Annotated in this window: 20 protein-coding genes; 9 read left to right on the top strand and 11 right to left on the bottom strand. The window is 40.4% G+C overall.

All coding sequences use genetic code 11. The features are described 5' to 3' along the window. The 8 genes from HT698_RS06495 to HT698_RS06460 form a co-directional block, all read right to left on the bottom strand. Positions 1 to 156 (bottom strand): hypothetical protein, encoded by a 156-nt coding sequence (locus HT698_RS06495; protein ID WP_173219219.1) that lies wholly within the window; start codon positions 154 to 156, stop codon positions 1 to 3. Next, positions 149 to 424 (bottom strand): XRE family transcriptional regulator, encoded by a 276-nt coding sequence (locus tag HT698_RS06490; RefSeq protein WP_173219216.1) that lies wholly within the window; start codon positions 422 to 424, stop codon positions 149 to 151. Before HT698_RS06490 ends, HT698_RS06495 begins: the two co-directional genes overlap by 8 nt. Beyond that, positions 417 to 758: a DNA-binding protein gene (locus HT698_RS06485; RefSeq protein WP_173219213.1), complete on the bottom strand. Its 342-nt coding sequence runs from the start codon at positions 756 to 758 to the stop codon at positions 417 to 419. The genes HT698_RS06490 and HT698_RS06485 overlap by 8 nt, the downstream gene beginning before the upstream one ends. Next, the gene (locus tag HT698_RS06480) at positions 755 to 970 is read right to left on the bottom strand and encodes a hypothetical protein (RefSeq protein WP_173219211.1); all 216 of its coding nucleotides are present in this window, start codon (positions 968 to 970) and stop codon (positions 755 to 757) included. Before HT698_RS06480 ends, HT698_RS06485 begins: the two co-directional genes overlap by 4 nt. A gap of 1 nt (position 971) precedes the next feature. Continuing rightward, complete coding sequence (locus HT698_RS06475; protein ID WP_173219208.1) at positions 972 to 1,172, bottom strand: hypothetical protein; 201 nt, start codon at positions 1,170 to 1,172, stop codon at positions 972 to 974. 1 nt (position 1,173) lies between these two features. Beyond that, the gene (locus HT698_RS06470; protein WP_173219205.1) at positions 1,174 to 1,683 is read right to left on the bottom strand and encodes a hypothetical protein; all 510 of its coding nucleotides are present in this window, start codon (positions 1,681 to 1,683) and stop codon (positions 1,174 to 1,176) included. Positions 1,684 to 1,963: 280 nt separating this feature from the next. Beyond that, positions 1,964 to 2,590, bottom strand: coding sequence for a Rha family transcriptional regulator (locus HT698_RS06465; protein ID WP_173219203.1), 627 nt, complete (start codon positions 2,588 to 2,590; stop codon positions 1,964 to 1,966). A gap of 14 nt (positions 2,591 to 2,604) precedes the next feature. After that, complete coding sequence (locus HT698_RS06460) at positions 2,605 to 2,805, bottom strand: helix-turn-helix domain-containing protein (RefSeq protein WP_000040966.1); 201 nt, start codon at positions 2,803 to 2,805, stop codon at positions 2,605 to 2,607. Between the two features lie 207 nt (positions 2,806 to 3,012). Here HT698_RS06460 and HT698_RS10330 point away from each other — a divergent pair, with 207 nt between their 5' ends. The 7 genes from HT698_RS10330 to HT698_RS06425 all read left to right on the top strand — a co-directional run bounded on the left by HT698_RS10330 (position 3,013) and on the right by HT698_RS06425 (position 9,670). Continuing rightward, complete coding sequence (locus HT698_RS10330) at positions 3,013 to 3,570, top strand: helix-turn-helix domain-containing protein (protein ID WP_240147153.1); 558 nt, start codon at positions 3,013 to 3,015, stop codon at positions 3,568 to 3,570. A 477-nt stretch (positions 3,571 to 4,047) separates the two neighbouring features. Beyond that, positions 4,048 to 4,872: a KilA-N domain-containing protein gene (locus HT698_RS06450; RefSeq protein ID WP_078748291.1), complete on the top strand. Its 825-nt coding sequence runs from the start codon at positions 4,048 to 4,050 to the stop codon at positions 4,870 to 4,872. Between the two features lie 160 nt (positions 4,873 to 5,032). Continuing rightward, positions 5,033 to 6,199: a site-specific integrase gene (locus HT698_RS06445; RefSeq protein WP_173219200.1), complete on the top strand. Its 1,167-nt coding sequence runs from the start codon at positions 5,033 to 5,035 to the stop codon at positions 6,197 to 6,199. Positions 6,200 to 6,359: 160 nt separating this feature from the next. Continuing rightward, positions 6,360 to 7,304 (top strand): magnesium transporter CorA family protein, encoded by a 945-nt coding sequence (locus HT698_RS06440; protein WP_000815623.1) that lies wholly within the window; start codon positions 6,360 to 6,362, stop codon positions 7,302 to 7,304. 11 nt (positions 7,305 to 7,315) lie between these two features. Next, the gene (locus HT698_RS06435) at positions 7,316 to 7,993 is read left to right on the top strand and encodes a DUF1129 domain-containing protein (protein ID WP_173219197.1); all 678 of its coding nucleotides are present in this window, start codon (positions 7,316 to 7,318) and stop codon (positions 7,991 to 7,993) included. Between the two features lie 273 nt (positions 7,994 to 8,266). Next, entirely contained in the window at positions 8,267 to 9,301 is a 1,035-nt protein-coding gene (locus HT698_RS06430) for a S66 peptidase family protein (RefSeq protein WP_173219194.1), read from the top strand. Between the two features lie 105 nt (positions 9,302 to 9,406). Continuing rightward, the gene (locus tag HT698_RS06425) at positions 9,407 to 9,670 is read left to right on the top strand and encodes a SemiSWEET family transporter (RefSeq protein ID WP_000166114.1); all 264 of its coding nucleotides are present in this window, start codon (positions 9,407 to 9,409) and stop codon (positions 9,668 to 9,670) included. Positions 9,671 to 9,754: 84 nt separating this feature from the next. Here the strand turns inward: HT698_RS06425 and HT698_RS06420 are convergent, their stop codons facing one another. From HT698_RS06420 to mutL, 3 genes are read right to left on the bottom strand one after another with little or no spacing between them, the layout of a single operon-like run. Next, the gene (locus tag HT698_RS06420; protein WP_173219191.1) at positions 9,755 to 10,318 is read right to left on the bottom strand and encodes a DNA-3-methyladenine glycosylase I; all 564 of its coding nucleotides are present in this window, start codon (positions 10,316 to 10,318) and stop codon (positions 9,755 to 9,757) included. Between the two features lie 9 nt (positions 10,319 to 10,327). Beyond that, positions 10,328 to 10,921 (bottom strand): Holliday junction branch migration protein RuvA, encoded by a 594-nt coding sequence (ruvA, locus tag HT698_RS06415; RefSeq protein WP_173219189.1) that lies wholly within the window; start codon positions 10,919 to 10,921, stop codon positions 10,328 to 10,330. A gap of 15 nt (positions 10,922 to 10,936) precedes the next feature. Next, on the bottom strand, positions 10,937 to 12,886 hold the full coding sequence (gene mutL, locus HT698_RS06410) for a DNA mismatch repair endonuclease MutL (RefSeq protein ID WP_173219186.1): 1,950 nt from the start codon (positions 12,884 to 12,886) through the stop codon (positions 10,937 to 10,939). A gap of 205 nt (positions 12,887 to 13,091) precedes the next feature. Between mutL and HT698_RS06405 the strand changes: the two genes are divergently transcribed. Further along, positions 13,092 to 13,532, top strand: a complete 441-nt coding sequence (locus HT698_RS06405) for a LytTR family DNA-binding domain-containing protein (RefSeq protein WP_173219183.1) — start codon at positions 13,092 to 13,094, stop codon at positions 13,530 to 13,532. Beyond that, complete coding sequence (locus HT698_RS06400; protein WP_173219180.1) at positions 13,529 to 13,987, top strand: DUF3021 domain-containing protein; 459 nt, start codon at positions 13,529 to 13,531, stop codon at positions 13,985 to 13,987. The genes HT698_RS06405 and HT698_RS06400 overlap by 4 nt, the downstream gene beginning before the upstream one ends. Positions 13,988 to 14,194 lie beyond the last annotated feature (207 nt).

The raw sequence follows: 14,194 nt of genomic DNA, 5'->3' as shown, positions 1-14,194 counted from the left end.
TTATCCTTTCTGGTTTTTCAATCGTTTCTTTTTCAGTTTCTTTAATTGTTGTAACTCTTTTCGTTGCTCAAGCGTTAATTGTCTATTTTTCCAAGTGTAGCCGTTGGTAGTCCGGACAGATTTTCTCTGTCCGGGGAATCTTTCAAAGCTAGCCATTTTCCACCCCCATAAACTTCCAGATGTCAGATATTTTATAATAGATTTTCCTAGTGTCTTCTAGTGGGGGCTGGTATCGTCTTAGCCCAGCATCTTCCCACTTTTGGAGTGTCTTGTACTTTATATCTAACTCGTCCATAGCCTCCTGGGCTGAGATTAACCCTGTCAAACGTGGTTTGACTGTATCACGCGCCTCCAGGTAATTCTCCACAAGCTCCAGAACGCCATGAGTTAGCTCATATTCGCTCTCTTTACTAAGACTAAACATATTCATCAGCTCCCTTCAGTAGTTGCTTGTAGCTCTCTAAATCAGCATTTAAAAGGACGGTTAGGCGTTTCTGTTCTTCCTGTACTTGGTTATAGAATGCTTTTGCTCCGTCCAGTAACTCCTCTTTGTTAGCAGGGATAAAATATCCTCTAAATGTCCCATGACGTACCCCGATGATAGGAACACCGTAGCGCGTGATCAGACGGCTGATAATATCTTGCACGGTTCTTTCTGCCAGCTTAGTGATCAGGCTGATTTCTGCCCCTGTTATGGAGTTCTCAGCCCCTACCTTGATTAGTCTTAATACTCGTTTGTCATTCTCTGATAGACTCATTCAGTTCCTCCGTAAACTCTTACCCCTGCAAGCTGGATATATCGCCCATAATCAGGGTTTAAATCCTCGCTAGGTGTTTCTATCGTCTGTTGGTTTTCTCGCTCAAATTGGGCGCTTTTTTTGCGGTCTCGGTGGTTTAGATAAAGCAATATGCCAATCGATACCACCATAAAGATTACCGCTTGTGTGTTGGTCAAATCTAATTCATTCATGTTATGCCCTCGCTTTGTAATTCTTGATATAGTCCACTTGATCAGTTCGCTCCATCTTCAGGAACTCGTCCACCTCTTCGGTGCTTACCTTTCTATCTACAAAATCAGCAATAAACTGGAAGAGGTTTGGGCGTTTCGCTTTAATCTCAGCCATTACTTCATCAAATTCTGCCTGTGTCATGTTGTCTAGGTCTAGTGTCATTTTAACCCTCCTCATGAATCATCATTCCACGGGTGTACCCAATCGAACTTGTCCATAAGTCCAAGAGATTTTTTTTACCTCGTTTTTTCTTGGCAATATCAACTGCTAAAAGTTCCCATACATAATTTAATAATTGACTTTGATCCATAGGATAAACATTCTCTTTGGTCAATTCTGCTAGATAAGTGGTTAAGAAAAGAAATCCATCAAATCTAGAAACCAGTTTTATAAAATCAGTGTTACCCCAATAATTTCCATAAAATGAGCGTTCTTCCCACTCCAATTCTCCTATTACCTCAGAAACTACTCTCTGTTTCATCCTTTCCTTCTGTTCCTTAAGTGTTTGCTGTTTTTCACGATATTCTGTACTGTTTAGTTCATTGTAAACATCATCCAAGTCGTTCAATACCCTACTGATTTCTCTTTTAGCTAATGCAGTTTCAGCCCCTACAAGACTTTCTTGTATTTCTTCTAAATTTGTTGAAATAGCTTCTAATTTATCTGCTATCATATTTTCCTCCGTTGGCCTTTAATGTCGTTTCTTATACAGGATTGGCACCACTCCAAACGCTGGGCGATTGCCCCAAGTTGGCGAACGCTTGGAAGTGGTGTCCAGTTTAAAGAATTAGCGCTCTCCGTATGGTCAAAATGCCCTAGATATGCTATAATCTAGGTATAAATCTTTACTAAAACCTCTTTGATAATAGCTTGCCTGCTTTTTGTTAAATTCGTTTTAGTGTTAGTGTGAAAGGCTTTGCGGTGTGGTTATTGCTAAGCCTTTTTTGTTGCAATCACGCGCTTCTTTGGCGTGTTTTTTTATTTCTGAATGCCATAGCTTTGATTTCCTGATAACTCATATTCAAGCCAATCATGGCTATTACCATATCCTCAAATGCTTGGTATTGCTCCAGCTCGTCACTGGTCAAGCTATCAATGCCATTATAGCCCCCACGTTCTTCCCTTAACTGCTTAGCGTTCCTGTCGGTTACTGCTTTTAGTAGCAGGTTGTTCATGGTGCTATGCGGGTACTTTGGGGCTTGTTCCCAATTCTCAATACTGTCATGCAAGGTTTTTCTTTTTGGCTTTTCTAGCGCCCTCTGCATACGAAACTTAGAAAGTTCCTCACGCATTTCAAAGAATGCTTTGACTAGGTTGGTTTTGAAGTTGGCCACTTGCTCGGTATTCTTTAAGAATGTAACTAACAAGGTTGCTTGTTGCTCATTCAAAATATAGTCCTTGGTATTCTGGCCACTTTGTAAAGGTCGCATTTTAAATGACACCTTTCCAAATTGCTCCAGTCGTCCAATTTGTTTTCTAATGTGTTCCTGTATTGCGTGGTGTTTTATTCCAGCGCATTCAGCTATGATTGCACTCGTAGTATACGGCTCTTTTTTACCGTCCATATAGACTAGTTCCATCGGTTTGCTCCTTTCTAGCTATAAAATAGTTCATCTATGGTTATATCTGATTTGATTTCTGCAACCATTGACTTAATCGCTAGGCGTTCTTTGTCATTGAATGGCGTTTTACCTAATTCTTTGTTGTTGTACGACTGCAAAGAAATTTTTAGCTTGTCCGCCATTTGTTGCTGAGTTAGTCCTAACATAACCCGATAGCCTCGTAGTTTGCTCATAGATTTGCTCCTTTCTAAAAAAATCCCCCTCCATGAATAGATTGAAAGTGTGAAAGGTTGAAGGGAGTGGTATCCAATTTGGATAACTTTCGTTTTATTATATATCCATTTCGGTTAATTGTCAACTGTTTTTTAGAATTTTTTGTATCATTTCTTGATACTTTTATAAAAATCAGATATAATCATCTGTGAAAGGTGTGATAAATTATGAATAGATTGAAAGAACTGAGAAAACAAAAAGGGCTAACCCAACAAGGATTAGCTGATGAAATTTCTGTATCTAAAATCACCGTATTGCGATGGGAAAACGAGGAACGCCAAATTAAACCAGAAAAAGCCCAGCAACTAGCTGACTACTTCGGGGTAAGCGTTGGGTATCTGCTGGGGTATGAGGATGACTCTAGCTTAATAAAAGAATTAGGCCAAAAAATTTCTAAAATGTCCGGTACAGAGGCAATGAATTTTGCTTTTACAGAAGAAGGTGACTTACTCGCTGAATTAATGTATCAAGCTGAATTAAAAAAAGAAAAGCAAAACAACAAAAAATTTAGAAACTTTGTTAAGTTCTTAAAATCAAATATAATCGTTTTAAACGATGAAGAAATTGAAAATTTTTACAATATGCTTTTAACTGCTGATTTAAACAGTGGAAATAAAAAGAAATTATTTGAAAAAGTGGCAGATGAAGACTTTACTAAAGCTGTTGATTTCTTAGAAAATAACGGATACACTATCTTCTTCGATAAATCATATAACGATGACTAATATCACGCCATCAGCAAAGTCGTAAGTCTATATAGATAAAAATCCCCCATATTTGCCAATATCAACCATCTTTTCATGGTCTATTGTGCAAAAACGGGGGAAATTGAAGAATAGAAAGCCAATTTTACAGACTAAAGCGCAAAAATGAGCGAAATTGAAGAATAGCAACAAAAAAAGGTAAGTCAATACCCTTACCTTTAATCAAGACTAATATAATCAACCTAATTGAACCAGATGGTGCTAACTCTCTATACACTATAGAGGACGCTCCCGATAAGATGATTACAACATTATTATACCACTCTTGAATTTAAAATGCGACCTATAGCATGCCCACGCGCCACAATGTTCAACAATCCTGAAGCGCGTGGATTCTCGTGGTTCGTTCGTGCTTCAAGCCTATATAAGCCCCATATCTACTAATTTTATTGATGTCAACAAATATCAACCACTTACAATGTTTTAGAAAGGACTACCATGGTTAAAATCAACGCAAACGGTAAAGAAATCACTTTACTAGCCAATAATACTGATTATATCAGCTTGACCGATATAGCTAAATATAAAAATAGCGAAGATCCTAGAATAGTCATATCAAACTGGCTTAGTAGTTACGCTACTATAGATTTTTTAGCAACTTGGGAAAGTATTAATAACCCAAATTTTAACCGTATGGAATTCCATACGGTTAGAAATGAACCTGGTAGGCTTGTAATGACTTCTAAACAATGGATAGAAAGAATGAACGCCATCGGTATCACTTCAAAAGCTGGCCGTTACGGTGGAACATATGCCCACTCAGACATAGCCTTTGAGTTTGCTTCTTGGATTTCCCCAGAGTTCAAACTCTACATCATTCAAGACTATCAACGGCTTAAACAAGAAGAGGCCTATAGAAATCAGTTAGATTGGCAAGTGAACCGCTATATTTCAAAACTCAATTACACAATACAAACTGATGCAATTAAAGAAAATATTGTCCCAACACTCCAGCCGTCTCAAATATCATACGCTTACTCCTCTGAAGCTGACTTGGTTAATGTTGCCTTGTTCGGTATGACTGCCAAAGAATACAAGAAAGCTTTCCCAGAAAAAGACGGCAATCAGCGAGATAATGCCACTATTGAACAGTTATTAGTTCTTAATAATTTACAAAGTCTTAACGCTGAAATGATAAAACAAGGGCTATCACAAAGCAACCGCCTAACTGAACTCAATAGAATCGCCAAAGAACAGTTAGAGGTACTTTACAAAAACAATCAAAAAGCTCTGGACAATCTAAAACGCCTAGCCGATAAATAGCCCCATATCCGCCTTGTTTCCTACTCTGGTATTATTTACCGTCTGACTATTTAAAATTGAATACAGGGCAATCTGTGAAGCCCTAGCATGATATAAACCACAATCTAAAACCTTTTTGATAATAGCTTGCCTGCTGATGTATTTTAGAAAGGTTTAAATCATGAAAATAACTGAAGTTATAAAAAAAGACGGTAGTAAAGTCTATCGTGCTAATGTATATCTAGGAGTTGACCAGGTAACAGGAAAGAAAGTTAAAACTAAGGTAACGGGGCGGACACAAAAAGAAGTTAAGCAGAAAGCTACTCAAGAAAAAATAGCTTTTCAAAAAACAGGATCTACTAGACAAAAGGCTAGCACCATAAAAAACTATCAAGAATTAGCCAATCTCTGGTTAGAAAGTTATAAGAATACGGTTAAGCCAAACACTCAAGGCAATGTTAGAAAGTTAATCGATAATCATATATTGCCCATTTTCGGGGCTTACAAGCTCGATAAACTCACTACTCCACTTATCCAGTCAATTATCAACGAACTTGCTGACAAGACTAATAGAGGGGAAAAGGGGGCTTTTCTACACTATGACAAGATACACGCTTTAAATAAACGTATCTTACAGTATGGCGTAACCATGCAAGCTATACCGTCTAATCCTGCGCGTGATGTTGTTTTACCTCGCAACACTCAGAAAGCAAAGCGCCGAAAGGTAAAACACTTTGAAAATCAAGAACTAAAAAAGTTTCTTGGTTATCTCGATAATTTAGATAGCGATAGATATCGTTACTACTATGAGACAACGCTCTATAAGTTCCTATTGGCTACTGGTTGCCGTATCAATGAAGCTTTAGCTCTTTCCTGGTCTGATATAGATTTAGATAATGCCGTGGTACATGTTACCAAAACACTAAATCGGGATTTAGAAATCAATAGCCCAAAATCTAAGACTAGTTATCGGGATATAGATATAGATCAAGCGACTGTTAGCATGCTAAAACAGTACAAACTACGCCAAACTAAAGAGGCCTGGAAGATAGGGCAACGTGAAAGTGTAGTATTTTCTGATTTCATTCATGAGTATCCTAGCAGTTCAAGACTTAAAAGAAGATTGCAAACACATTTTAAGCGTGCTGATGTTCCTAACATTGGATTTCACGGATTCCGTCACACTCACGCTAGTCTCTTGCTTAACTCTGGAATACCATACAAGGAACTCCAGTACCGCCTAGGTCATTCCACTTTATCAATGACCATGGATATATATAGCCACCTCTCAAAAGAGAACGCAAAAAAAGCAGTCTCATTCTACGAAACTGCACTAAAAGCACTATAGGGGGAGCAAAAAGGGGAGCAAATTTTAAAATCAACATTTCAAGACAAAGTAAAAATCCAATAGCAACAGGATTTTTGTTAGATTTATTTTGAAAAAGGCCGATTTTATAGTATAATAGTACGGTGTGAAAAAATATGAAAAATGAGAAAGGATAAGGGATATGAAACAAGTTTTTCTCTCTACAACAACTGAATTTAAAGAGATCGATACGCTTGAACCGGGTACTTGGATCAATCTCGTCAATCCGACTCAAAATGAATCACTCGAAATCGCTAACGCCTTCGATATTGATATTGCCGACCTTCGAGCACCGCTCGATGCGGAAGAAATGTCTCGTATTACGATTGAAGACGAGTACACCCTGATTATCGTTGACGTGCCGGTCACAGAAGAAAGAAATAACCGCACCTACTACGTAACCATCCCGCTTGGTATTATCATCACCGAGGAAACCATTATCACTACGTGTTTGGAACCATTACCGGTCCTCGATGTCTTTATCAACCGTCGATTGCGTAATTTCTACACCTTCATGCGTTCGCGTTTCATCTTCCAGATTCTCTATCGCAATGCAGAACTTTACCTAACAGCCCTTCGTTCGATTGACCGCAAGAGTGAACAAATCGAAAGTCAACTGCATCAATCAACTCGTAATGAAGAATTGATTGAGCTCATGGAATTGGAAAAAACCATCGTCTATTTCAAGGCTTCCCTCAAAACAAATGAGCGTGTGATTAAAAAATTGACCAGCTCAACCAGCAATATCAAGAAATACCTTGAAGACGAAGACCTGCTTGAAGATACCCTGATTGAAACTCAACAGGCCATCGAGATGGCAGATATTTATGGAAACGTCTTGCATTCTATGACAGAGACCTTCGCCTCTATCATTTCTAACAACCAGAACAACATCATGAAAACCTTGGCCCTTGTGACCATCGTTATGTCCATCCCAACCATGGTCTTTTCTGCCTACGGGATGAACTTTAAGGATAATGAAATCCCCCTAAACGGAGAGCCAAATGCCTTCTGGTTAATCGTCTTTATCGCCTTTGCTATGAGTGTCTCGCTCACTCTCTATCTCATCCATAAAAAATGGTTCTAAGAGGAGTTCCTATGTCTCAGATTGATCTACAAAAATTAACTAAGAAAAACCAAGAATTTGTCCACATCGCTACCCAACAATTCATCAAAGATGGAAAAACAGATGCTGAAATTAAGGCTATTTTTGAGGAAGTTATTCCCCAAATCCTTGAAGAGCAAGCCAAAGGCACTACTGCTCGTTCCCTCTACGGTGCACCAACTCACTGGGTTCACAGCTTCACTGTCAAGGAGCAATATGAAAAAGAGCATCCAAAAGAAAATGATGATCCAAAACTCATGATTATGGACTCAGCCCTTTTCATCACTAGCCTCTTCGCCCTCGTCAGCGCCCTCACAACCTTCTTCTCAGCAGATCAGGCTATCGGTTACGGTTTGATTACCCTCCTGCTAGTTGGACTGGTTGGTGGATTTGCCTTCTACTTGATGTACTACTTCGTTTACCAATACTATGGACCAGATATGGACCGCAGTCAACGCCCACCTTTCTGGAAATCTGTACTGGTTATCCTAGCTTCTATGTTCCTTTGGTTGCTTGTCTTCTTTGCAACAAGCTTCCTACCAGCTAGCCTTAACCCAGTACTTGCTCCAGTGCCGCTGGCTATTATCGGAGTAGCCCTCCTAGCCCTTCGCTTCTATCTCAAGAAACGCTTGAACATCCGCAGCGCAAGTGCAGGACCAACACGTTATTAAGAAGAATCATAAAAGCAACTGCAGGTGCGGTTGCTTTTTCACTACTTTCTTGATTTAAAAGCATTCTTCTGAAATCCCACATAGCTCTATCTAATCTTTTGTGATAAAATAGGCTCATACTCAATGAAAATCAAAGAGCAAACTAGGAAGTTAGCCGCAGGTTGCTCAAAGCACTGCTTTGANNAGTCAGTAACCATACATACGTCAAGGCAAAGCTGACGTGGTTTGAAGAGATTTTCGAAGAGTATCAATCTATTTCTAGGAGGATGAGATATGATTTCTACTATTGGTATTGTTAGTTTATCTAGTGGCATTATCGGAGAGGACTTTGTCAAACACGAAGTGGACTTGGGTGTCCAACGTCTCAAGGACCTGGGACTCAATCCTATCTTTTTGCCCCATTCGCTAAAAGGATTAGACTTTATCAAGAACCATCCTGAAGCTCGTGCAGAGGATTTGATTCATGCCTTTTCTGATGATAACATCGACATAATCCTATGTGCCATCGGTGGGGACGATACCTATCGCTTACTACCTTATCTTTTTGAAAATGACCAACTCCAAAAGGTTATCAAACAAAAAATTTTTCTTGGCTTCTCGGATACAACCATGAACCATCTCATGTTGCATAAACTAGGAATCAAGACTTTTTATGGTCAATCCTTCTTAGCAGACATTTGTGAATTAGACAAGGAGATGTTGCCCTATAGCTTTCACTACTTTAAAGAATTGATTGAGACTGGAAGAATTTCAGAAATCCGCCCTAGCAATGTTTGGTATGAGGAACGAACGGATTTTAGTCCCAAGGCTCTGGGGACACATCGTATCAGTCATGCAAATACTGGTTTGGAGTTGTTGCAAGGAAATGCCCAGTTCGAGGGAAAAATCCTCGGTGGGTGTCTTGAGTCCCTCTATGATATCTTTGACAACTCTCGATACACAGATAGCACGGAGCTCTGCCAAGAATACAAACTTTTCCCTGACTTGTCAGACTGGGAAGGAAAGATCCTCTTGCTAGAAACAAGCGAAGAAAAGCCTGATCCGGAATACTTCAAAAAGATGTTGCGGACTTTAAAGGACACTGGTATATTCGAGGTCATCAGTGGACTCCTGGTCGGAAAACCTATGGATGAAACTTTCTATGACGACTATAAAGAGGCACTATTGGATATTATTGACAGCAATATCCCGATTATCTATAATCTAAATGTCGGCCACGCAACTCCGAGAGCAATTGTCCCCTTTGGCGTCCATGCCCATGTAGATGCACAGGAGCAAGTCATTCGCTTTGACTATAACAAAAAATAAATAGTTTCTCTATTTTTGTGCTTTTGTATTCGTTTTCGTTACAATTTGTATCTGAATTTATTGCATTTCGCTAATTTCTATGTTATCCTTTTGAAGGAGGTGTATATGACAAAACAAAAAATTAATCGAATCGTAGGTTCTATTGGTGCCTTTATTGGAATTATAGTATTTATTGCCTACATACCTCAAATTATCGCTAATTTACAGGGAAATAAAGCTCAACCATTTCAACCTTTATCAGCTGCTATATCTTGCTTAATCTGGGTTATTTATGGATGGACAAAGGAACCTAAGAAGGATTGGATACTAATCATTCCAAATTCAGCTGGTGTTATTTTAGGTGGAATCACTTTTTTGACTTCACTCTAACAAATCTAATAGTATATATAAAAAGCTGGGAAGAGTTTCTCAGCTTTTTTCTATATTCTCAGATATTCTAATTACCTATACTCACTAATTGCCGCTTTTCCACTCACAATCATTCTCATGGTCATCAACTAGCCCTGCAGCCTGTAGAAAAGACAAGATAGCGACTGGGCCTGTGAACTTGAAACCTCTTTTTTTGAGATCTTTGGCTAATTTTTCAGACAAGGGTGTTTTAGCTGGGGCTTGGCGGTAGTCGGGAACATCATTAACGATCGTTTTCCCCTCAACAAAAGACCAAAGATAGGCATCAAAAGAGCCGTACTCTGCCTGTAGTCGTAGAAAGGCTTGAGCATTAGCGCGTGTAGAAAAAATCTTGGCTCTATTTCGGATGATGGCTGGATTGTCTAACAAGGCTTCCAATTCGGTGTCGGTCATCTCTGCAACTGCTTGAATTTGATAGCCATGAAAGGCTTCTCGGAAAGCTTGACGTTTGTTGAGCACCGTTTCCCAAGATAGGCCTGCCTGATAGGTTTCCATACACAATAACTCAAACAATGCTTGGTCATCATGGAGAGGCTGGCCCCACTCCTCATCATGATAGGCAATGTAGAGCGGATTGGTCATCTTGACCCACGAACAACGTTTTGTCATGCTCTACTCCTATTTGACCAACATTTTAAGGGCCGACTTGATATAGTTCTCAGCTGTATCTGTCGTTCCTTCAAAGAATTTCTTGATTTTCTTGAGTTCTGTTGCCTTGTAGCCCAGAGCCAGCATAGCTTCCATGGCTTCTTCCAGTTCTTGGTTTTCAGTGCTAGCTTGCACTGCCACCTTAGCAGGAAGGTCATCTCCTGCAACTACTACCTTGCCTTCCAAGTCCAGCACCATCTGCTGGGCTGTTTTCTTGCCAATTTTAGGGAATTTGGTCAAGTAGGTGATGTTCTTGGTTTCAATGGCTTGAACCAAGCCAGCATTGTCATCAGCAGCGATAATAGCAAGAGCTGATACAGGACCAATCCCAGAGACCGAAATCAGACTGAGAAAGAGTTTTTTCTCGTCTTCTGAGCGAAATCCATAAAGCAGATGAGCGTCCTCACGCACGACTTGATGCACATAAATCTGAGCCTCCTGATTGACCTGTCCCGAGTAAGCATAGGGATTGGCCACATGCAGGATATAACCGATACCGTTGGTTTCAAGAACAATGTATTTAGCAGTGATTTTGGTAATGATTCCTTTTAAATATTCGTACATAGTTTTCCTTTTAGTTTAATATTTCCCCAACTCACGGAGACTGGTGTGATTTTCCTGAATGCGTCGGAACATCTTTTCCATATCCGACTTAGTAAAATGCACCAAAACAGGACGTCCATGGGGACAGTTATAGGGATTGTCACATTGAGAAAGTTGATAAAGGAGCTGTCTGGCCGAATGGTCATCGATACGATGATTGGCCTTGATAGACCGCTTGCAGGACATCATGATAGCCAGCTCTGCCCGGTATTTCTTGATAGAAACTTCCTTGGTCAAGAGTAGCATATCACACATTTCATAGATGCCTGACTCAATCTCTTCTTCTGCCATCCAAATAGGATGTTCACGTAAGATAAATTGATTTTCTCCGTACTCTGCTAGAAAGACTCCAACTTCCTCTAAAAGTGCCATTCTTTCCTTAAGACGAAGGGCATCATCCGCAGGAAATTCAAAAATATAGGGCACTAGGAGTTGCTGCTGGCTCTGGTCAACATTGCCAATGCTTTCACGATACTCCTCGTACTTGACCCGTTCCTGAGCCGCGTGCTGGTCTATGATATAGAGCCCATCTCGCCCTTGGGCAAAGAGATAGGTTCCATGCATTTGCCCGAAAAATTCCAACTCTGGAAAGCTTGATGATTCTTCTCGCTCCAGCTTGTCATAGGCCTTATCAAGACTAGCAAGATCTAACTCTGGATGGTCTAGTTGATCGTAGTTAGCAGGTTTTCGCTCTGCAAAATGCAATTTTGCTGGCTTGGTCAATTGGTCCAAGGTTCCCTTGGCAAACAGGGTCAAATCCTGTCCTTCATCAGTCAATTCTACCTGATAATCAGCCACCTCAGCTTGGCTAGGTCTTGTCGGCTCTGTTTGCTCATAGTAGAGCGTATTTTCTTTGAGTGGGAGAATAGTTTGCTCCACCTTCTCACGATTGCGGACGGTCGATTTGGCAAGATTTTCCAAGGCATCTGGTATCAAGGTTTGTTCCTTGAGACTGTTGGAAATAGCTTCTGAGACCAGCGTCATCAATTCTTTTTCCTTGGAAATCCGCACCTCTTGCTTGGTTGGATGAACATTGACATCCGCTAGATAAGGGTCGATATGGATGTGAATGACAGCCAGTGGAAAACGCCCCACCATGAGCTTACTGCCATAGCCGTCAAGAATAGCACGATTGAGCAGGAAGTTCTTGATATAACGGCCATTGATGAAGAGGCTGATATAATTGCGATTGGCCCGAGTCAACTCAGGCAAGGACACAAAACCTGAAATTTCGAAATCAAGGTCAGAATTCTCAATTTCAATCATCTTCTTTGCACTCGCCAAACCGTAAATCCCTGCGATAGCTTGGCGCAATTGACCAGTCCCAGCTGTCCGCGTCATTTCCTTGCCATCACTAATCAAGCTGAAAGAAATCTCAGGATGGGCCAAGCCCAGACGGTTGACAATATCAATGATATGAGACAACTCCGCCTGCTGGCTCTTCATATACTTGAGACGGGCAGGCGTGTTGAAGAAGAGATCCTCTACACAAACCTTGGTTCCCACAGGACTAGTCGCTGGGATGACTTCCTCAACTTCACCCCCACGCGCGACTAACTTGGTTCCATGACTTGCACCATCCACCGCCGTCAAAAGGGTCAGAACACTAACAGACGCGATAGAAGGAAGGGCTTCACCACGAAAACCAAGCGTCCGAATCCGAAAGAGATCTGCTTGATTTTTTATCTTACTGGTCGCATGGCGACGCAGGGCCAATTCCACCTCATCGTGGACAATTCCATGACCATTATCTGTGATTTGGATCTTCTTGAGACCAGCTTCCTCAATCTCAATGATAATCTGACTAGAGCCCGCGTCAATAGCGTTTTCTACCAACTCCTTAACAACGCTAGCTGGACGCTCGATAACCTCTCCAGCTGCGATCTGGTTTGCCAACACCTCTGGCAATTCAATAATATGAGACATCTTTCAGCCCCTTTCCGTATCTATTTTCCTAGAAATTGATAATGCTATTATACCATATTTCAGAAAGGACAGAAAAGCAAGCGCCACATAGGAGTCAAATCCCTCCACATAGACAAAGTCCCTTGTCAGAGGGCGTAAAATAGTGTTTAATAAAGGTGTACAAGAAGTGATCACAATTTTGTATGAAAAACAAGGAGAGAAATTTATGAAAGTAGAACTACAGATTAGTGAGACTTACGAGGAGGAGAAACTGATTGTCCAAGCACCTCAAGAAACCGAGAAAGTCCAGAAAGTCATCGAGTTCGCAGAAAATCTGGATCTAACAGAAAAAATCAAAGGGAAAATCGATAATCAGGTCTATCTCGTTGAGATCGGCAAGATTCAACGCTTCTATATCGAGAATCGGAAGGTTCTAGCAGAAACCGCGAGTCAGACCTACAGCATTGATTTGCGACTCTATCAGGTCCTTGAAATTCTGCCAACCAATTTTATCCAAATTTCCCAATCAGAAATCATCAATATCGATTCCATCTCTCATCTCAATCTCACGCCCAACGGTCTGGTAGAAATTTTCTTGAAAAACAAAAGCTTCACCTACTCTTCACGCCGTTACCTAAAAACCATCAAGGAGAAATTAGAACTATGAAAAAACAAGTATTTCACGATGCAGCTACTGGTGTCCTTATCGGCCTCATCCTCTCTATCATCTTTTCACTCATTTATGCACCGAGTACTTATGCCCCACTAAATCCCTACTCTCTCATCGGCCAAGTGATGGCTCAGCATCAGGTTCACGGTGCCCTAATCTTGCTCTACTGTACTCTTATCTGGGCAGCTATCGGTATGCTCTTCAACTTTGGTAAACGATTATTCAGCCGTGACTGGAGCATGCTTCGTGCGACGCTTTCCCATTTCTTCCTCATGCTAGTAGGCTTTATCCCACTAGCAACTCTGGCAGGTTGGTTCCCTTTCCACTGGTTCTTCTATCTCCAGCTCATTATCGAGTTTGCGATTGTCTACCTTATCATCTGGGTTATTCTTTATAAAAAAGAAGCTAAAAAAGTAGACCATATCAATCAACTCTTGGAGCATAGAAAATAGGAACCTCATAATAAGCAAGTCCGAGAAAGAAACTTCTCGGTTTTTCTTTACCCTGCTGTACCTTGCTATCATAGCAGTTATTTTCAGATCTTCTTTGTAAATTTTCTGTAATTTTCTATCTTTTTTCAAAATATTCTTGCATTTTCCCAAAGTTTTTTGTAGAATATAGATTACATATCCAGATTATTCTGAAAATTCAAAAAGGAG

Source organism: Streptococcus sp. 3109 (genome assembly GCF_013276905.1).
Lineage (GTDB): Bacteria > Bacillota > Bacilli > Lactobacillales > Streptococcaceae > Streptococcus.
This window is presented reverse-complemented; position numbering and strand designations above follow the sequence as displayed.